This window comes from Escherichia coli (assembly GCF_036503815.1).
Taxonomy (GTDB): Bacteria; Pseudomonadota; Gammaproteobacteria; order Enterobacterales; family Enterobacteriaceae; genus Escherichia; species Escherichia coli_F.
In genome coordinates this window covers 3392101-3410603 of sequence record NZ_AP027764.1, presented here as the reverse complement: position 1 = coordinate 3410603, position 18503 = coordinate 3392101, and the positions used below count along the sequence as shown (strand labels likewise).

The 18503-nt window shown below is 49.7% G+C and carries 19 protein-coding genes and 2 pseudogenes; 9 read left to right on the top strand and 12 right to left on the bottom strand.

Features of this window, described 5'->3' with window-relative positions; genetic code table 11:
- Window positions 1-130: 130 nt before the first annotated feature.
- Window positions 131-625, top strand: a complete 495-nt coding sequence (locus tag AABJ99_RS16395) for a hypothetical protein (RefSeq protein ID WP_024218660.1) — start codon at window positions 131-133, stop codon at window positions 623-625.
- A 40-nt stretch (window positions 626-665) separates the two neighbouring features.
- Here the strand turns inward: AABJ99_RS16395 and AABJ99_RS16390 are convergent, their stop codons facing one another.
- The 12 genes and pseudogenes from AABJ99_RS16390 to kdpF all read right to left on the bottom strand — a co-directional run bounded on the left by AABJ99_RS16390 (window position 666) and on the right by kdpF (window position 13633).
- Window positions 666-1316 carry a DUF2625 domain-containing protein gene (locus tag AABJ99_RS16390; protein ID WP_001209504.1) on the bottom strand — a complete coding sequence of 217 codons (651 nt, stop codon included), beginning with the start codon at window positions 1314-1316 and terminating at the stop codon, window positions 666-668.
- Between the two features lie 123 nt (window positions 1317-1439).
- Window positions 1440-1573, bottom strand: a pseudogene (locus AABJ99_RS16385) (winged helix-turn-helix domain-containing protein); the annotation flags it as partial.
- Window positions 1574-1663: 90 nt separating this feature from the next.
- Window positions 1664-2983: a putrescine-ornithine antiporter gene (gene potE / locus AABJ99_RS16380; RefSeq protein WP_338387380.1), complete on the bottom strand. Its 1320-nt coding sequence runs from the start codon at window positions 2981-2983 to the stop codon at window positions 1664-1666.
- On the bottom strand, window positions 2980-5178 hold the full coding sequence (gene speF, locus AABJ99_RS16375) for an ornithine decarboxylase SpeF (protein WP_039021241.1): 2199 nt from the start codon (window positions 5176-5178) through the stop codon (window positions 2980-2982). The genes potE and speF overlap by 4 nt, the downstream gene beginning before the upstream one ends.
- A gap of 310 nt (window positions 5179-5488) precedes the next feature.
- Window positions 5489-5593 (bottom strand): leader peptide SpeFL, encoded by a 105-nt coding sequence (gene speFL, locus AABJ99_RS16370; RefSeq protein WP_001312672.1) that lies wholly within the window; start codon window positions 5591-5593, stop codon window positions 5489-5491.
- Window positions 5572-5703, bottom strand: coding sequence for a TonB-dependent receptor (locus tag AABJ99_RS16365; RefSeq protein ID WP_072039619.1), 132 nt, complete (start codon window positions 5701-5703; stop codon window positions 5572-5574). Before AABJ99_RS16365 ends, speFL begins: the two co-directional genes overlap by 22 nt.
- Before the next feature lie 164 nt (window positions 5704-5867).
- Window positions 5868-6545: a two-component system response regulator KdpE gene (gene kdpE / locus AABJ99_RS16360; protein WP_039021220.1), complete on the bottom strand. Its 678-nt coding sequence runs from the start codon at window positions 6543-6545 to the stop codon at window positions 5868-5870.
- Window positions 6542-9226 (bottom strand): two-component system sensor histidine kinase KdpD, encoded by a 2685-nt coding sequence (kdpD, locus tag AABJ99_RS16355; RefSeq protein ID WP_039021221.1) that lies wholly within the window; start codon window positions 9224-9226, stop codon window positions 6542-6544. The genes kdpE and kdpD overlap by 4 nt, the downstream gene beginning before the upstream one ends.
- On the bottom strand, window positions 9219-9791 hold the full coding sequence (gene kdpC / locus AABJ99_RS16350; protein WP_039021222.1) for a K(+)-transporting ATPase subunit C: 573 nt from the start codon (window positions 9789-9791) through the stop codon (window positions 9219-9221). Before kdpC ends, kdpD begins: the two co-directional genes overlap by 8 nt.
- An 8-nt stretch (window positions 9792-9799) precedes the next feature.
- Complete coding sequence (kdpB, locus tag AABJ99_RS16345) at window positions 9800-11848, bottom strand: potassium-transporting ATPase subunit KdpB (protein ID WP_039021223.1); 2049 nt, start codon at window positions 11846-11848, stop codon at window positions 9800-9802.
- 22 nt (window positions 11849-11870) lie between these two features.
- Window positions 11871-13544, bottom strand: coding sequence for a potassium-transporting ATPase subunit KdpA (gene kdpA / locus AABJ99_RS16340; RefSeq protein ID WP_039021224.1), 1674 nt, complete (start codon window positions 13542-13544; stop codon window positions 11871-11873).
- On the bottom strand, window positions 13544-13633 hold the full coding sequence (gene kdpF, locus AABJ99_RS16335; RefSeq protein WP_001365534.1) for a K(+)-transporting ATPase subunit F: 90 nt from the start codon (window positions 13631-13633) through the stop codon (window positions 13544-13546). The genes kdpA and kdpF overlap by 1 nt, the downstream gene beginning before the upstream one ends.
- Before the next feature lie 312 nt (window positions 13634-13945).
- Between kdpF and ybfA the strand changes: the two genes are divergently transcribed.
- The 8 genes and pseudogenes from ybfA to phrB all read left to right on the top strand — a co-directional run bounded on the left by ybfA (window position 13946) and on the right by phrB (window position 18380).
- Window positions 13946-14152, top strand: coding sequence for a YbfA family protein (gene ybfA / locus AABJ99_RS16330; protein ID WP_000424924.1), 207 nt, complete (start codon window positions 13946-13948; stop codon window positions 14150-14152).
- A gap of 284 nt (window positions 14153-14436) precedes the next feature.
- Window positions 14437-14790, top strand: a complete 354-nt coding sequence (locus tag AABJ99_RS16325) for a hypothetical protein (RefSeq protein WP_001033417.1) — start codon at window positions 14437-14439, stop codon at window positions 14788-14790.
- An 82-nt stretch (window positions 14791-14872) separates the two neighbouring features.
- Window positions 14873-15130: a hypothetical protein gene (locus AABJ99_RS16320; RefSeq protein ID WP_002431428.1), complete on the top strand. Its 258-nt coding sequence runs from the start codon at window positions 14873-14875 to the stop codon at window positions 15128-15130.
- Between the two features lie 117 nt (window positions 15131-15247).
- Window positions 15248-15367, top strand: a pseudogene (locus AABJ99_RS16315) (IS630 family transposase); the annotation flags it as partial.
- Window positions 15368-15456: 89 nt separating this feature from the next.
- Window positions 15457-15924, top strand: coding sequence for a hypothetical protein (locus AABJ99_RS16310; RefSeq protein WP_001188052.1), 468 nt, complete (start codon window positions 15457-15459; stop codon window positions 15922-15924).
- 41 nt (window positions 15925-15965) lie between these two features.
- Window positions 15966-16352, top strand: a complete 387-nt coding sequence (locus AABJ99_RS16305) for a contact-dependent growth inhibition system immunity protein (protein WP_241957763.1) — start codon at window positions 15966-15968, stop codon at window positions 16350-16352.
- A gap of 103 nt (window positions 16353-16455) precedes the next feature.
- The gene (gene ybgA, locus AABJ99_RS16300; RefSeq protein ID WP_039021225.1) at window positions 16456-16965 is read left to right on the top strand and encodes a YbgA family protein; all 510 of its coding nucleotides are present in this window, start codon (window positions 16456-16458) and stop codon (window positions 16963-16965) included.
- Window positions 16962-18380: a deoxyribodipyrimidine photo-lyase gene (phrB, locus tag AABJ99_RS16295; RefSeq protein WP_039021226.1), complete on the top strand. Its 1419-nt coding sequence runs from the start codon at window positions 16962-16964 to the stop codon at window positions 18378-18380. The genes ybgA and phrB overlap by 4 nt, the downstream gene beginning before the upstream one ends.
- The last annotated feature ends 123 nt before the right edge of the window (window positions 18381-18503 follow it).

Sequence of the window (18503 nt, the reverse complement as noted above, 5' to 3'; positions counted from 1 at the left end):
TCAGGCCTACGAAGATGGTGCAATATATTGAGTTTGCACTATTTTGTAGGACGGATAAGGCGTTCACGCCGCATCCGGCATGAACAACGAGTACTTTGCCAACAAACTGAATAGCTCAAGGGAATTCAAAATGAAGACCAAAAGGAGTCTGGTCGTCAGAGTGGCATTAATTACCGCCACACTACTGCTGACAGCATGCGCCCAACCTGAACAATCATCATTAGCTGGTGACTGGTTACTGACCCCTAAAGATAAAACCAGAGGATTAACGGGTAGCATTGCGGTAAATATTGCGCCTTCCCGGTGTAAGACAAATTGCCGTGGCGATAACTTACCTGATAATACCCGCCGCTGGCAGTTGTCAGGCGGGAACGAAAAAGAACTTACTTATCTTCATGATATGTCAGCACAAGAAAAGACCGGTTTAAATCCTGAATGGCAATGCTACACCTCATTTTTTATGAGGATTTGCCAGGGTAAGCCCGGCACTCGACCGATAGTTAATGAGGATTATGTCAGCGAAAGCGGATTTTTTGGCTCGATGATGCATGTCGGGATTATTGAGTTGCGACGCTGTCAGTCAGAAAATTGCCAGCAAGAATTGAAAGCGATAAACACACATTAAAATAGCGAGTCCGGGAATGAAACCCGGACCTGAACATGTCTTATTGCGTGATTGTTTCTTTCATTTGATACTGCATTTCCCAGAGTTCAGTAAGCGAAATAACTTTTCTTGTTCTTGCTTCTTCACTTTGTACCCATAAGAAAGGGTAGAAAGTGAAGGCTTCCGTTGCCGATAATTTTATTACGTCTTCTTGCCATTGCGGCCAGCGTACATTTTCATAGAAGGTATCTAAATCACCGGATAATGCCCACTGAAGAAACTCAGAATATCCAACCTCCAGACTTTCCCAATTCAGCGTATCTGGCGCAAAATAATAAACGCAGCCAGTATCCTCCCCAAGATCGCCACCATTAAGAGCAAAAATTCCCCCTGCGACATCATCGGCGATGGGTAAAGCCCGCACGCTTGCGAATTCAGGGCGTTGTGTCCAACTTGCTGGATCTCGTGGTAACCGGGGGTGACCAGAGCCTGCTATGCGTAACCAACCGTTATCAATCAGCAGACCTCCGGAGCCATAGACAAGCGCACCCATCGGTGATTTTGTTGTAACCTGTAATTGATAAAGTGCGGTTTCGGCTAAATCTTTATTAACCGGTAAGAGTTCGGCATGGTTTGTGGCTTCTTTTAACCAATTCTGGATTATTGGCCAGGCTGAATCTTCAGTATTTACTAACTGACTCACTTCACGCATCGCTACTTGCTCCTTGTGTGCTACGGTGTCATTTATGATGAGGCATTGTATGGGACATTTTTTAAATATTAAGTTCCTTATATTTGAATAAAAAATGACTTTATCCATACATTGCCACTTTTTTCAAAGCATAAACCGATACCCAATACCGGTTTCAGTAATGAAATGGCGGGGCGGACGAGATCCTGTTCCAGTTTTTGTCGCAAATGCCTCATATAATTACGCAAATAGTTGCTGTGTTCGACCGCGTTTGGACCCTACACCTGCCGGATGCGGCATAAATAACGAACTCTTTGTCAACAAACAGAAAGGGCGATCATTCAATCGCCCTTTTTTATTTCGCTTTTTTAACCGTGTTTGTTTTTCAGTTCAAAGCGTGGTGATACCAGACCATAGAGTGTCCAACCAAGGAAGGTCACGATGGAACCGTACAGCATGGCTTCTTCCCCGGATGAGTACAGCGCATAGAAACTGTACATCGCACCAACAAAGGCCACAAAGTTTGCTACTTTCGCTTTTGATGGTGGCACATTGGCGACCTTCTGAATAATGACTAACGCCGCCATCGACAGAATATACGGGATGATATTGGTCACAACGGCCAGGTTAACCAGCACGTTGAACTGACTGTTCAGCGACGGGCTAATGGTCATCAATGATAATCCGCTCTGGATGATGACAATGGTCAGCATTCCCTGTACTGGTGCATCGACTTTGCTCACACGGGAGAAAATTTTAGGGAAGTAGCCTTCATCAGATGAAGATTTAAACACCTGGGCAATGGTGAACTGCCAGCCAAGCAGTGAACCGCAGCAGGACATCACCATCAGCGCCATAATGACTTTACCCACTTCTGGTGTGAACATCTGTGCGAAGGCCAGGCCAAATGGTGCCGTTGAATTTGCCAGCTCCATATTGGGCACAATCCCGGCAATCACGTTGGTGGAGACGATATAAATCACCGCCGCACCTAACGTACCGCCGAGTACCGCGATTGGCACATTACGTTCCGGGTTTTCCACTACATCAGTATTCGCACACGCAGACTCCAGACCAAGAAAAGCCCACAGCGTCATGGCGATGGAAGAACCTACCGCACTGAAGAACGGTGCATGATGCGGATTCCAGGAATCAACGTAAAGTGTCGGGCTAAACCAGAACCAGCCGATAACGCACAGGCCTACCACCGGAATAATGACCCCCCACACGGTAATGCTACTGATTTGCCCGGTAATGCGCGCACCACCAAAGTTAGCCACGGTACAAATCCACAGCACTCCGATGGTTGCCAGACCAATCTGCACTGGTGACAAACTTGCGCCGAGCAATTCGGTGCCGTAACCAACCGCCGAAATAGCAATCGCGACGTTAGCAATCAGCAGCGAGACACCGTAGGTGTAGTTCGCCATAAAGTTACCGGATTTACCGAAAGCATACTCCGCATAACCGCCCATACCACCTGCCTTACGGCTGAACATACCGCATTTCGCGAATGCCCACGCCAGTGCCATTGAGCCTACGGCTGTCACCAGCCAGGAGATAATTGAGATTGTCCCAACTTCGGCAAGCTTTGTCGGCAGCATGATGATACCGGAGCCCATCATGTTGACCATCGTCAGTATGGTTAACTGAACGACGCCCATCTTGTTCGATTTAGCCTGACTCATAATTTTTCCCCTTTCAGCAGGGTGCTTTGCGCATCACGAGGCTTGATGACATAGCACCAAACTTGCTTACGACCATCATGTTCTTCGATATAGACACCCTGCAGCTCCGGTGCAAAACCTGGTAGCAGGTTGATCCCTTCTTCCAGAGCGCTGAAGTAACGCAGAACAGCACCACCCCAGATTTCACCCGGAACAACACACAGCACACCCGGAGGATAAGGAAGCGCACCTTCGGCTGCGATACGGCCTTCTGCATCCGGCAGACGAACCAGTTCCACTTCACCGCGTAAGTAGGCATAGTTGGCTTCCTGTGGATTCATGCTGACGCGTGGGAAGTATTCCTTACGGAACATCTCTTTTTGCAGTTGTTTCACGTTGTGACGGGCATACAAATCATGCATTTCCTGGCACAACTGACGCAGGGTATAACCGGCGTAGCGCTCTTCATGCTGTTTGTAGATGGAAGGCAATACTTCCGCCAGAGGCGCATCAGCTTCCAGTAGTTTTTCGAAGCGTACCAGCAGGGCAACAAGTTGCTGCAGTTTGGCCATATCTTCTGCCGGAGTCAGCAGGAAGAGGATGGAGTTAAGATCGCATTTTTCCGGTACTACGCCATTTTCGCGCAGGAAGTTAGCAAGAATCGTCGCGGGTACACCGAATGCTTCATATTCGCCGTTACGTGCATCAATGCCAGGAGTTGTCAGCAACAGTTTGCACGGATCGACAAAGTATTGGTTCTCTGCGTAACCTTCAAAAGAATGCCAGTGCTCACCGGGTACAAATTTAAAGAAGCGCAGATCAACCGCAATTTGCGCTGTTTCATACGATTGCCAGGGTTTACCATCCACCAGTTCAGGAACGAACGGACGAATGTGCTGACAGTTATCGAGGATCAATTTGCGGGCATTAATACCGTTAACCACACAATCCATCCACATATTACGACCGCTGACACCTTCATGCATTTTGGCGTTAATATCCAGTGCGGCAAACAGCGGATAGAACGGGCTGGTGGAGGCGTGCATCATAAAGGCGTTGTTCATGCGTTTGTGCGGTACATAACGCTGTTGCCCTTTGATATGGCTGTCTTTTTTATGAATTTGTGAAGTCTGAGAAAAACCAGCCTGCTGCTTATGTACAGATTGCGTAACCAGAATACCCGGATCGTTCTCATTAAGCTCCAGTAGCAGCGGCGAACAGTCCGCCATCATCGGAATAAACTGTTCATAGCCGACCCATGCTGAGTCAAACAGGATGTAGTCACACAGATGACCGATTTTATCCACCACCTGGCGGGCGTTATAAATAGTACCGTCGTAGGTGCCTAACTGAATCACAGCGAGGCGGAACGGACGCGCCTCTTTTGCCCGTTGCGGTGCAACTTCTGTAATCAGTTCACGCAGATAACTTTCTTCGAAGCAGTGCGCATCAATACCACCGATAAAACCATACGGGTTACGTGCTGTTTCCAGATAAACCGGTGTTGCACCAGCCTGTAGCAAGGCCCCGTGGTGGTTAGATTTATGGTTATTGCGGTCAAACAGCACCAGATCACCCGGTGTTAGCAGGGCGTTTAAAACCACTTTGTTAGAAGATGAAGTGCCATTTAAAACGAAGTATGTTTTATCGGCATTAAACACTTTTGCCGCATGTTGCTGTGCAATGCATGGCGCACCTTCATGAATCAGTAGATCGCCCATTGCTACGTCGGCATTACACAAGTCGGAGCGGAAGAGCATTTCGCCAAAATATTCCACGAACTGATTGCCTGCCGGATGGCGACGGAAAAACTCACCCCCCTGATGACCCGGGCAGTCAAAAGCGCTATTGCCCTGATTGACATAATCGACCAGTGCGCGGAAGAAGGGCGGGCGCAGCTGCGTTTCATAATGGCTGGCGGCGGTTTCTAACTGACGTCCGTAAAATTCTTTCCGTGATTCGCAATGCTCGAAGACACCAGTAATACGTGGCAGATATTCTGCTGGTACACGTTCTTCATTTTCCGTTGCAATAAAAACAGGAATGCCATAGCCAGTAGCGTCTATTTCATCGAGTTTTCCACGTTCAACATCATTGACTGATAAAATAATGGCGGCAACGTCAATATAATTACTTTCATCAATATTCACGCATGTACGATGAGTGGAAAAACAATCCGGGCAAGAACGACTAACGGCAATTTTTAATTCTGACATTTTGTTCATCTCTTTATTTCAGGTAATAGCAGGTCCTCAATTTCTCAAAGGAGAAATCGATCACGCCGGAAAAAAAGCAAAACTCCACCGCTGATAAATAAATCAGTAGTTTGCTTTTTGCAGATGCAATAACCCAGACCAGCCCGGTAACTGGCTATACTCGTCATACTTCAAGTTGCTAGTGCTGCGACTTGAATTATTTAGAGTTTAAAAGGGTTAGCAGTATATGAGCACCGAGGGATACAGGTATTAACCTGTAATGCTTAAAGTCAGGGAGACCTGTACGCTGGGGTGCCCTTTAGTCAGAAGACTAACGGGCATTAAAGAAATGAAAGTCAAAACTATTACGATGGGCAAACTTCATGATATGGGTTGTCCGCCTTATATGAGGCATTAAGCGGTTATTATTTTCCATTTACCTTTACCTTTTGCTGTGTCAGTTGAAGGTAGAGTTATTCTATCCATGAAAAGGCTATAAACTGTGAAGAAGATCAACAAAAAACGATCACACCCAAAATAATAAATCGTTAATTATGAATAGCGCCATATTAGATGCTATTTTGTTGTTTAAATGTTGCAATTTCGTAGGTTATATTTTCATTAAGAAATTAAACCTGCCAAATAATAATTTTCGGGGCAGGTTTAATAATGAATTAATAATTAGTTAAGCGTATTTATTGAATAATAATTCATAGCATAAACCGATACCCAATACCGGTTTCAGTAATAAAATGGCGAGGGCGGGCGGGATCTTGCTCCAGTTTTTGTCGCAGATGTCCCATATAAATACGCAAATAGTGGCTGTGTTCGACCGCGTTTGGTCCCCACACCTGGTTGAGAAGCTGGCGCTGGGTGAGCACTTTTCCGGCATTGTTGAGCAGCACCGCCAGCAGGCGGAATTCAATCGGGGTGAGATGCACCTCTTCCTCACTGCGGTGAATCACGCGGGCGGCTAAATCGACGGTAACATCAGAAAATTTCACCAGCGGATCGGGCGCGGTGGTAGCAGAGTGGCGGCGTAAAGCAACGCGCAGACGGGCCTGTAATTCGCCAATACCAAATGGCTTACTCAGGTAATCATCCGCTCCGGCATCCAGCGCGGCGATTTTGTCGCTCTCTTCGCTACGTGCGGAAAGCACAATCACCGGCACCGCGCTCCACTGGCGCAGGTCGCGGATAAACTCAATCCCATCACCGTCTGGCAGGCCGAGATCGAGAATAATCAAATCTGGCTTACGAGTCGCCGCTTCCAGCAGCCCCCGTTGCAGCGTTTCGGCTTCAAAAACGCGCATACCGTCACCCTCCAGCGCCGTGCGCAGAAAGCGACGAATAGCCTGTTCATCTTCAACAATCAGAACGTTTGTCACATATCCTCATGAAATTCTTCAAGTTCAGGGGCAGTTTGCTGGGGAATTGTAACACGAAAACAGGCACCACCTTGCGGTCGGTTGAACGCGGTAATGGTGCCGCCGTGTACATCCACAATTGCCCGACAAATTGCCAGCCCAAGCCCTACACCCGGCACCGCCGACTCTTTATTTCCGCGAGCAAACTTATCGAATATCGCCTGCTCCAGGCCTTGTGGAAGACCGGGGCCGTTATCCCAGACATCCAGTTGTAGATTTTCGCCCTCAACGTGGGCATCGATACCAATTTCGGCCTGTGTACCCGCGTATTTCACCGCGTTCTCCAGCAGATTAATCAGCAACCGTTCAAAGAGTGGCCCGTCAACGTGGATTAAGGTCAGCGGTTCTGGCAGAGAAAGATTGATGGGCGAGGATAAACCCGGTTCCAGCATTTTCAGCGCGCTGCCGACCACTTCTTCCAGCGTTAACCACTCTTTCTTCAAATTAAAGCCGCCGGACTGAATTCGCGCCATATCCAGTAGATTATTCACCAGTCGGGTCGTGTTCAGCACATGCTGACGAATCTCGCTGGCCTGGCGGGCGTGAGGCGATCCTTCGCTTGCCAGATCGAGCGTTAAGATTTCTGCCTGACCGAACAGCACCGTAAGCGGCGTGCGTAAATCATGCGAAAGCGCCGCCAGCAGGGCGTTGCGGATCTGTTCTCGTTCGCTTGCCATCCGCGCCTGTTCTTCGCTGGCGGTCAGCGCCAGGCGTTCCAGGGCATTGGCAACTAACAGCGTGAACGTCTCCAGCAGGCGTTGCTGTTCCGGGATCATCAACTGGCGCAGATTCCCCGGTTCCACCACCACCAGCCCGTAGGTTTTCTCACCGCTTTTTAACGGCAAAATCTGGTATGGCACACCGGGTAACGTATCGGTGCCCGCGCCCGCAGGCAGGCCTTTATCAAAACTCCACTGTGCGATGGCATCGTCCCACGGCGTCATTCCTTGCGGATGTGTTAACGGCTGTAATTTACCGTTGTCATCGGGCAACAACACCTGGCTGCGGGCATGAAATGTAGAAGCAATAAATTGTTCGCTGGTGGCGGCGATGTCCTGCGGACTGCGGCCCACAGCCAGAGCTTTCGACATTTCATATAAGTGCCGTGTGCGTTGTTCGCGGTAACGGGCTACCCGCGCCTGATAACGCACGCCAGCAGTAAGGTTCCCGATCACCAGCCCGACGGTTAACATCACCGCGAAAGTCAGCAGATACTGCACATCAGAGACGGCGAGCGTGCCGCGTGGGGCGATAAAAAAGAGATCGAAACTCACCACATTAATGACGGTAGCAAGCACCGAAGGCCAGCGTCCATAAAATAGCGCCACCACCACCACGCCAAGCAGATACAGCATCACCAGGTTGGCGGCATCAAACGCCATCAGCCACTGCATGGCAATTAAGGTGATAACGGCGCATAACGCGGCGGCAACCACGCATCCCTGAATCTGTACCCGCCACTTGTCTTTAAAAGAGCGGCTATCCGGCGCGTTGTTAATCGTACGGGCGGGTGGTTCATCAAGCGCGACCAGCACCTGATCGAGATCGGGGGCGATTCGCGCCAGTCGGTCAGCAAACGTTTCCCGACGCCACCAGCGGCGCGAGGCCGGGCGACCGAGAATAATCTTGCCGAGATTATGTTCACGGGCATAACGCACTACGGCTTTTTCTTCCGCCGGATCAGAAAGTGTTGCTGTCTCCGCGCCCAGCTCCTGCGCCAGACGTAAGGCGCTGAGAATTGCCCGACGTTTTTTCTCCGGTAAGCGGTGCAGGGCAGGGGTTTCAACATACACTGCGTGCCAGACGCTTCCCAGGCGTGACGCCAGCCGCGCCGCTGCACGGACCAGTTTCTCACTGCCGGTGTTATGCCCAATGCATAAAAGGATCGCGTCGCGCGTGTGCCAGACTTTCTCTTCGCCAGGATGCCCCCGCCAGGCGCGCATTTGTTCATCTACGCGATCGGCAGTACGGCGCAGTGCCAGTTCGCGCAGGGCGATCAGATTGCCTTTGCGGAAAAAATGTTCAATGGCGCGCTCCGCCTGCCCGGCAATATAGACTTTGCCTTCTTTCAGCCGTTGACGCAGATCGTCCGGGGGCAAGTCCACCAGCACTACGTCGTCGGCAGCATCAAAAAAGGGATCGGGCACGGTTTCCCGCACCTGAATTCCGGTGACGCCGCTGACCACATCGTTCAGGCTTTCCAGATGCTGAACGTTGACGGTAGTGAAAACATCAATGCCCGCTTCCAGCAGCTCTTCAATGTCCTGCCAGCGTTTAGGATGACGAGAGCCTGGCGCATTACTGTGCGCCAGTTCGTCCATTAAGATCAGCGCCGGACGGCGGGCGAGGGCGGCATCGAGATCAAACTCGCTGATATGCCGCCCACGGTACGCCTGGCGTTTTAGCGGCAGAACAGCCAGCCCTTCCAGCATTGCGGCGGTATCTTTCCGTCCGTGAGTTTCAACCACGCCAACCACAATATCCAGCCCTTGCGCCCGCAGTCGCTGGGCTTCTGCCAGCATCGCCCAGGTCTTCCCGACGCCTGCACAGGCACCGAAAAAAACTTTCAGCTTCCCCCGATGCGGCGCGGCAGTTTGTTCCAGCAGACGATCGGGGTCGGGACGTAAGGGTTCGTTATTCATCAAGCTTATCCAGCGCCAGATTGAGTTCGACAATGTTGACGACCGGCTGGCCGATATATTTCACCAGCGGTTGTTGGCTATATTTTGCGATCAGCTGCGTGAGCTGTTCAACGCTGAGATTACGCGCTTTCGCCACGCGTGGGATCTGCCAGGCCGCCGCTTGCGGGGTGATGTTATTGTCCAGCCCGCTTGCCGACGCCGTCACCAGTTCAACCGGAACGTTCGCGCTGGCATCCGGGTTAGCGGCCCGTAATGCAGCAACGCGTGCGGCTATTAGTTTATCCAGCTCAGGGTTACTGACCGCCAGATTGCTCCCGCCAGAAGCCTGTGAATTATAGGGCATTTCTGCCGTTGCCGACGGGCGACCATGAAAATAGCCGTTGCCGGTAAAATTCTGCCCGATTAATGCCGAGCCGCGCACCGTATCACCTTCGCGAATCAACGAACCATTGGCCTGCCAGGGAAACCACCATTGCCCCAGCGCGGTGGTCAGCAGCGGGTAAACACCGCCAGTAATCAGTAACAAAAAGAGAAATGTTGATAATGCCGGACGTAATCCACTCATGGTAAACCTCACACCAGACCGCAAACGGTCAGCAGTAAATCAATGACTTTGATACCAATAAACGGCACCAGCAGCCCACCCAGACCGTAAATCCATAAGTTACGGCGCAACATGGCAGAAGCGGTAAGCGGTTTATAACTCACGCCTTTTAACGCCAGGGGAATCAAAAAGACGATAATCAAGGCGTTGAAAATGACCGCACTGAGAATGGCGGAGTCGGGCGAATGCAGGCGCATGATGTTCAGCGCATTTAACTGCGGATACGTTGCCGCGAACGCCGCCGGAATAATGGCGAAGTATTTCGCCACATCGTTGGCAATGCTGAAGGTGGTCAGCGAGCCACGGGTCATCAGCATCTGTTTGCCAATATGCACCACCTCGATCAACTTGGTCGGGTTAGAGTCGAGATCCACCATATTGCCCGCTTCTTTCGCCGCCTGAGTACCAGAGTTCATCGCCACCGCGACATCTGCCTGCGCCAGCGCCGGAGCATCGTTGGTGCCGTCGCCGGTCATCGCCACCAAACGGCCTTCCGCCTGATACTGACGGATCAATGCCAGCTTGGCCTCCGGTGTCGCTTCAGCGAGAAAATCATCGACGCCCGCTTCCGCAGCAATGGCGGCGGCAGTCAGACGGTTATCGCCAGTAATCATCACCGTTTTTATGCCCATTTGGCGCAGCTGGGCGAAGCGCTCTTTAATGCCGCCTTTGACGATATCTTTCAGTGCAATAACGCCCAGCACGCGGGAACCTTCCACCACTACCAGAGGCGTGGCCCCCTGACGCGCAACCTGATCGACTTTTTGATCGATATCGGCAGGGAAGTGACCACCGTTAGCCTCAACATGGCGGCGAATGGCATCGACAGAACCTTTACGGATCATACGGTTGTCGATATTGATCCCGCTCATTCGACTTTGCGCAGTAAATGGTACAAAAGTGGCGTGAAGCGACTGCACATCGCGCTCGCGCAGGTTAAAACGCTGCTTGGCGAGGATCACAATACTGCGGCCTTCCGGCGTTTCGTCGGCCAGCGAAGCCAGTTGTGCTGCGTCGGCCAGCGTTTTTTCCTCTACGCCCTGCGCAGGGATAAACTCTGATGCCTGACGGTTACCGAGGGTGATGGTACCGGTTTTATCCAGCAGCAGGACGTCCACGTCGCCCGCCGCTTCAACTGCACGCCCGCTGGTGGCAATTACATTCGCGCCCAGCATCCGACTCATCCCGGCGACGCCGATCGCTGACAACAGGCCACCGATGGTGGTTGGAATCAGACAGACCAGCAGCGCCACCAGTACCGTTACACTGACTGCATTACCGCCCCACGCGGAAAACGGCCACAGCGTGGCGGTTGCCAGTAAAAAGACGATAGTCAGGGCAATCAGCAGGATGGTCAGGGCAATCTCGTTCGGCGTTTTGCGTCGCTGTGCGCCTTCCACCATCGCGATCATCCGATCCAGAAATGTCTCGCCGGGGTTAACGCTGCACTCAATCACCAGCCAGTCAGAAAGAATACGCGTGCCGCCAGTGACGGAGGCAAAATCGCCACCGGATTCACGGATCACCGGTGCCGATTCCCCAGTGATGGCGCTTTCATCGACCGATGCACCACCTTCAATAACTTCGCCATCGCAGGGGATAATATCGCCCGCTTCTACCAGCACGATATCGCCTTTACGCAGCTGATCGGCAGGAACTTTGTCTGTCGCAGCGCCATATTTCGGTTCGCGCAGTTTGCGGGCAAAGGCGGTTTTTTTCACTCCTTTCAGACTATTAGCCTGCGCTTTACTGCGGCCTTCAGCCAGCGCCTCGGCGAAATTAGCGAACAGTACGGTGACCCACAGCCATGCGCTAATTGCCGCGCTAAACAGCGCATTGCCAGGCATCGCGCCGCTTGCCATTGCAATGCTAATAAAGGTGGTTAACAGACTGCCGATCCAGACGATAAACATCACTGGATTACGCCATTGCGCCTGCGGGTTTAATTTTTTCACCGCTTCTTTCAGCGCCTGAACGACAAGTGTTGGTTCGAATAGCGCCAGTTGTTTACGACTCATATTCAGTGCTCACTCAATATCATCAGGAGAGATATTCCGCCACCGGACCAAGCGCCAGGGCAGGGATAAAGGTCAGTGCGCCAACCAGCAACACGGTGCCGATTAACAGGCCTACAAACAGCGGGCCGTGCGTTGGCAGCGTGCCGGAGCTGGCGGGTTGGCTCTTTTTACTCACCAGCGAACCGGCAATCGCCATTACCGGAATAATCACCCCGAAGCGACCGACAAACATGCAGAACGCCAGTAAACAGTTCCAGAACGCAGAGTTGGCGCTTAATCCGGCAAAGGCGCTGCCGTTGTTGTTAGCGGCGGATGACACGGCGTACATCACTTCGCTAAAACCATGCGGGCCAGGGTTGAGCATGGCGCTACGTCCGGCGTCGGTCATCATTGCCAGCGCCGCGCCCATCAGCACCAGCGTCGGGGTGACCAGAATCGCCAGTGCAGTCAGTTTCATCTCACGTACGTCGATTTTTTTACCCAGATATTCCGGTGTACGACCAATCATCAGCCCGGCAATAAACACCGCCAGCAGAACAAACAGCATCATGCCGTAAAGACCAGAACCGACACCGCCGAATACCACTTCACCAATTTGCATCAGCCACATCGGCACCATGCCACCGAGAGCGGTAAACGAATCATGCATCGCAATCACCGCGCCACAGGAAGCCGCCGTTGTCACGACTGCAAACAGGCTACTGACCAGCACACCGAAACGGCTTTCTTTACCTTCCATATTGATGCTGCTGTCCGCGCCGAGCGCCAGCAGATGCGGATTACCCTGAACTTCTGCCCACATCACCACGCCTACGCAGATGACAAAAATCACCGACATCGCCCACAGCAACATGCGCCCCTGACGGCGATCGCCCGCCACTTCGCCAAAGGCAAAGCACAGTGCCGTTGGGATCACGAAGATCGCCAGCATTTGTACGAAGTTGGTCAGTGCGGTCGGGTTTTCAAACGGATGCGATGAGTTGGCATTAAAGAAACCGCCGCCATTAGTGCCGAGCATCTTGATCGCTTCCTGAGAAGCCACCGGACCCATTGGTAACAGCTGTTGCGCCCCTTCAACAGTCGTAACCGACTGATAGGGAAGAAAGTTTTGCAACGCACCTTGTTGAATAAAAAACAGCGCGATCAACAACGCCACCGGGGCTAACACCCATAACGTGATGCGTAGCAGATCGACCCAGGCATTGCCGAGTGTGCTCATGCTCTGGCGGGTAAATGCACGAATGAGGGCAAAAATCACCGCAATCCCGCTGGCGGCAGAAAGAAAGTTTTGTACCGTTAAGCCCACCATCTGGCTGAAATAGCTTAATGTGGTTTCACCGCTGTAAGATTGCCAGTTGGTATTAGTGACAAAGCTGACGGCAGTATTCAGCGCCAGATCCCACGACAGCCCCGGCAGTTGCTGCGGGTTAAGCGGCAGATAGTGCTGACCGAGCAACATAAAAAACAGCACTGCCAGCCCCAGCATGTTCAGGCCGAGAATGGCACAGAGATACTGCTTCCAGTTCATCTCACGGTCAGACACGCCGAGTACACGAAAGAGTACGCGCTCAACGCCCGTCGTACCAGGAAGAGGAATATCATTAATCAGCCACGCCAGCCCGCTGCCTAAAGGACGCGCCAGTACCATTAATACCAGTAAAAACGTGGCAATCAGTAAGAACCCTTGCGCAGCCATCAGAACGCCTCCGCATTGATCAGGGCATAAACCAGATAACCCAGTAATAAAAACACCAGCAATACGCCGGCTATCACGCCTGCACTCACAGTGCACCTCCAGTGGCCTAAAAGTGATACCGGAAGGGTAGAATTCTGGCTGCAAAGATTTCGCAAAAATCCGCGGGCGGGGTGTAAAAAAAGTATAAAAATGGCAAAAGCCATGATTTAACTAATGGTTAGTATTAATTTAACTTTCATGTAACTTAATTACACGATGAATGTAAATAAACCATCAATAAGCAAAAATAAGTGGTCGGATGAGTAGTAAAATTACACAAAAGGCGGTACTATTTTCATCAGATAAACGAATTCATTTTTCCGGTGCCATTCACCGGGTAGATACAAAAGGGGGAGAAAAGTATGGAACTTTACAGAGAATATCCTGCATGGCTTATCTTTTTACGCCGTACTTATGCGGTTGCAGCGGGCGTTCTGGCGCTGCCTTTCATGCTTTTCTGGAAAGACCGCGCCCGCTTTTACAGCTACCTGCACCGCGTCTGGTCGAAAACCAGCGATAAACCGGTGTGGATGGATCAGGCCGAAAAGGCAACCGGTGATTTTTACTGATAGCTGAGTTTTGAAAACATTGAAAACCGCTAGTGGAAACGCTGGCGGTTTTTTTATAATGCGCGATGTAGTATATGGTTCACCATCTGGTCAGAAAGTGTCTTTCTAAAACACTACGGCGTAATGAATTCATAGATTGATTGTCTGGCGGAAGTCAGGTTCATAACGTATTATTAGCGCTTGTCTACAAGGCAATGTGTATTTCCGCGATGAGTAAATGAAAATAAAAAGTGAAGATATATTCATCAAGATAATCAATAAATAATCTTTCAGGTATTCTTAACATGAATAAAATTATAGAATATATAAATAAAATTGAATTTGACATGTCAATCAAGTTTCCTCCAGTGTATAAACGTTTTTTGATAGAAGAAATTAAAGATAGTGAGACCTATGAAATAACTAATAAGAAGCACGAAACATTATATTTATATAACTATTCTGATCTTATTGAAAGAAATGAAACATATGATATTCAACAAGTGGAACCTGACTATTTTTTGATAGGTCAAGACGGAGATTTAGGCTATTTTATCTATGTTGGGAGTGCTAAGGAAAGTGATACTATATTTAGTATTGATTTAGGTGCCTTAGGAGCCATGGAGTTTTCGGTAGAAGCTGATGATGTATATTTTTGATTTTCATATTGTAATAAATTTATGAATGTTAATTTCATCTTTTTTTGATAGACGATTTACTACTGAAATTTAACTGGATGATATGGAAATTAAAATGCAAGATGTTATTCTTAAATTGATTGCCAGAGGATTGATTGATATCAGAATTGCAGCTAACTCTGGAAATTCAAAGGCTTGTTTTATATTGTCTGATTTTATACATGTTCTGCCTCATACAGCTAATTGTATGGTCAATGATGGACAGAGTTATGAGGATGTTATGAATGATTTATATGCGCGGGCTAAAATTAAAAACATGGAAGATTGGCTTGATAATGCTTTAAATGATATATACACGTGATCATTGACACTGCTTGATTTGATTCTGTCAGGGGATAATGCTCAAACTATGAACATCAGACTATCACCTGAACTTTAGTTTCAACACCGTCAAGGCTGTGACTGCCGCGTCTGCAACCTGAGTGGTGGCAGGATACGTAACGGTGAGCGCAAATCTGTTAAAACCACTGGCAGTCGTACCCGGATGAATATTATTGCCGGTGCTGTCGCAGGCGGTGCGTTGACCGGATTGATGTGTGGTCCAGGTGCACCTGTTTGCGTACTTATTGGCGGCTTTGTCGGCGGTGCACTTGCCGCATGGGAAATGGGGCGCTTGTGGAATTGATTATGCAACAGGTTAATTCGATATCGTTGGTCAAGGTTCACAAAGCGACTGATTTATCTCAGGCTCAGTCTGACGTTGTGCTCAATGGCAATAACACAGGTATTATTGTACCAGGGCAAATACTGGAAGCGGCAATTCAGGTTAATGACCAGCGTTATATCCTTTTTCTGACGGATGACGTTATTTTTGAGGAATCACTGACAATTGTCCTTATCGATGTTAACGATGGAGTTAAAGAGACCGTACGTTTGGGTAATGAGTATGCGACGGGAAGTTTTGAGGGATTATCCGTTACAGCGGATAGCATCAATTTCAGATTCATTGGTGATTCTCTCTGGACAATCCAAACCGTTGACTCACCATGCTTGACGCTTCCTTTTGGTTCAGATCCGAAAGGTGTGAAACGAGAAGCCAGACTGAAAAAATACATGACAATTTCGGTCATCCCTGCACCTGAGCAAACTCGCTGATGTTATTTCAGAAAAATTATAGCAAACAAAGGCACTATAAATTGAAAAATAAAGAAACCCTAAAACAGATTTATCACCTGCAATATGATTCGTTCGCTTTCAAAAGTGGTTTAATAAACTGGTATAATTCTTTATTAGATAAAACACCCGATGAACTGGATGAAAATGATATTGCCAAAATGCTTCGTCAGAATATCTTACCGGCGCTTGCTGTACAAAAAGCAATTGAGATGATAGAGATTAATCTTATGGTGGGCTATTTATATGATGGGGAGCTATTGCTGGTATTGAGTAATCTCATCGGGAGTGACTATTTTTCTCCTTTGCAGTTACTGAAATTAAAAAATATCATCAATAATTTTGATGACAACATGTTAAACGTTGCTGCCATGAGCGATGAAGAAAAAAACTATTTCTTGCCACCATGAAATTTATTATGAATAATTGAATTTTTTACTGTTATCATTTATTCGTTTCGTTTTTTCAGTACCGCCGTCTACACTTACTCCTGTAAACCGCCCAGGAGTAGTAATGAATCAACAACTTTTTGATGACAGCACCCTTATCCGCATTTTTGCTTTGCATGAGTTACACCGTCTTAAAGAGCGAGGCTTAACGCGCGGGGCGCTTCTCGATTATCACAGCCGCTATAAACTCGTCTTTCTGGCCCATTCCCAGCCGGAATACCGCAAACTTGGCCCGTTTGTGGCAGATATTCACCAGTGGCAAAATCTGGATGATTATTACAACCAGTACCGCCAACGCGTCATTGTTTTGCTTTCTCACCCCGCCAATCGGCGCGATCATACAAACGTTTTGATGCACGTTCAGGGTTATTTTCGCCCACACCTTGACTCCGCAGCACGTCTACAACTGGCGGCGCTTATCGACAGTTATCGCCGTGGCGAGCAACCGCTTCTTGCGCCGCTGATGCGTATCAAACACTATATGGCGCTTTATCCTGACGCCTGGCTTTCAGAGCAGCGTTATTTCGAACTTTGGCCGCGTGTGATTAACTTGCGCCATGCAGGAGTTTTATGACTACCCATCTAGTCTGGTTTCGCCAGGATTTACGTCTGCATGATAATCTCGCGCTGGCTGCCGCCTGCCGCAATTCGTCTGCACGCGTGCTGGCGTTGTATATCGCTACACCACGCCAGTGGGCGGCGCATAACATGTCGCCGCGTCAGGCTGAACTTATCAATGCTCAACTGAATGGGCTACGAATAGCGCTGGCGGAAAAAGGCATTCCTTTGCTGTTTCATGAAGTGGATGACTTTGCCGCCAGCGTCGAAATAGTTGAACAGGTGTGCGCGGAAAATCGTGTTACCCATCTGTTTTATAACTATCAGTATGAGGTGAATGAGCGGGCGCGGGATGTGCAGGTTGAGAGAACGCTGCGTAACGTGGTGTGTGAAGGATTTGATGACAGCGTGATCCTGCCGCCGGGGGCGGTGATGACTGGCAATCATGAGATGTACAAAGTCTTTACGCCATTTAAAAACGCCTGGTTGAAACGGCTGCGAGAAGGGATGCCGGAGTGCGTCGCTGCGCCAAAAGTTCGGAGTAGCGGATCGATAGATCCCGCGCCATCTATTACGCTGAATTACCCTCGTCAGCCTTTCGATACCGCGCATTTCCCGGTGGAAGAAAAAGCAGCGATTGCGCAATTACGCTATTTTTGCCAGAACGGTGCCGGAGAGTATGAGCAACAACGAGATTTTCCTGCAGTGGAAGGCACCAGCCGTTTGTCCGCCAGTCTGGCAACGGGCGGGTTATCGCCTCGCCAGTGTTTGCATCGCCTGTTGGCGGAACAGCCGCAGGCGCTGGACGGTGGGGCCGGTAGTGTCTGGCTTAATGAGCTGATCTGGCGCGAGTTCTACCGTCATCTGATGACGTATTACCCTTCGTTGTGTAAACATCGTCCATTTATTGCCTGGACGGATCGTGTACAGTGGCAAAGCAATCCCACTTATTTAAAGGCCTGGCAGGAAGGTAAAACCGGATACCCGATTGTCGATGCCGCCATGCGTCAGCTTAACAACACTGGCTGGATGCATAACCGGCTACGGATGATTACAGCAAGCTTTTTGGTGAAAGATTTGTTGATCGACTGGCGCGAAGGCGAGCGGTATTTCATGTCGCAGCTGATTGATGGTGATTTGGCAGCCAATAACGGTGGCTGGCAGTGGGCGGCTTCTACTGGAACCGATGCTGCACCGTATTTCCGTATTTTCAATCCGACAACTCAGGGCGAGAAATTTGACCACGAAGGTGAGTTTATCCGCCGGTGGCTACCAGAGTTGCGCGATGTACCAGGGAAAGCGGTGCATGAACCGTGGAAGTGGGCAGATAAATCAGGTGTGACGCTGGATTATCCGCAACCGATAGTCGATCACAAAGAAGCGAGAGTACGAACGTTGGCAGCGTATGAGGCGGCGAGGAAGGGGAAATAACAGACGCGTCAGGCAATCTTGCCCGGATGCCGGATACTGCGTGAACGCCTTCTCCGGCCTGGCAAATAGTGCAAATTCAATATATTGCAGGGACATCCAGGCCTGATAAGACGCATTAAGCGT

Excerpts from the sequence above, each read along its gene's own strand:
- kdpA (WP_039021224.1), bottom strand. The coding sequence starts at position 13,544 with ATGGCTGCGCAAGGGTTCTTACTGATTGCCACGTTTTTACTGGTATTA.
- speFL (WP_001312672.1), bottom strand. The coding sequence starts at position 5,593 with ATGGAAAATAATAACCGCTTAATGCCTCATATAAGGCGGACAACCCAT.
- phrB (WP_039021226.1), top strand. The coding sequence starts at position 16,962 with ATGACTACCCATCTAGTCTGGTTTCGCCAGGATTTACGTCTGCATGAT.
- ybgA (WP_039021225.1), top strand. The coding sequence starts at position 16,456 with ATGAATCAACAACTTTTTGATGACAGCACCCTTATCCGCATTTTTGCT.
- AABJ99_RS16310 (WP_001188052.1), top strand. The coding sequence starts at position 15,457 with ATGCAACAGGTTAATTCGATATCGTTGGTCAAGGTTCACAAAGCGACT.
- kdpB (WP_039021223.1), bottom strand. The coding sequence starts at position 11,848 with ATGAGTCGTAAACAACTGGCGCTATTCGAACCAACACTTGTCGTTCAG.
- kdpC (WP_039021222.1), bottom strand. The coding sequence starts at position 9,791 with ATGAGTGGATTACGTCCGGCATTATCAACATTTCTCTTTTTGTTACTG.
- kdpD (WP_039021221.1), bottom strand. The coding sequence starts at position 9,226 with ATGAATAACGAACCCTTACGTCCCGACCCCGATCGTCTGCTGGAACAA.
- AABJ99_RS16395 (WP_024218660.1), top strand. The coding sequence starts at position 131 with ATGAAGACCAAAAGGAGTCTGGTCGTCAGAGTGGCATTAATTACCGCC.
- speF (WP_039021241.1), bottom strand. The coding sequence starts at position 5,178 with ATGTCAGAATTAAAAATTGCCGTTAGTCGTTCTTGCCCGGATTGTTTT.
- AABJ99_RS16390 (WP_001209504.1), bottom strand. The coding sequence starts at position 1,316 with ATGCGTGAAGTGAGTCAGTTAGTAAATACTGAAGATTCAGCCTGGCCA.
- potE (WP_338387380.1), bottom strand. The coding sequence starts at position 2,983 with ATGAGTCAGGCTAAATCGAACAAGATGGGCGTCGTTCAGTTAACCATA.
- AABJ99_RS16320 (WP_002431428.1), top strand. The coding sequence starts at position 14,873 with ATGGAAATTAAAATGCAAGATGTTATTCTTAAATTGATTGCCAGAGGA.
- ybfA (WP_000424924.1), top strand. The coding sequence starts at position 13,946 with ATGGAACTTTACAGAGAATATCCTGCATGGCTTATCTTTTTACGCCGT.
- AABJ99_RS16325 (WP_001033417.1), top strand. The coding sequence starts at position 14,437 with ATGAATAAAATTATAGAATATATAAATAAAATTGAATTTGACATGTCA.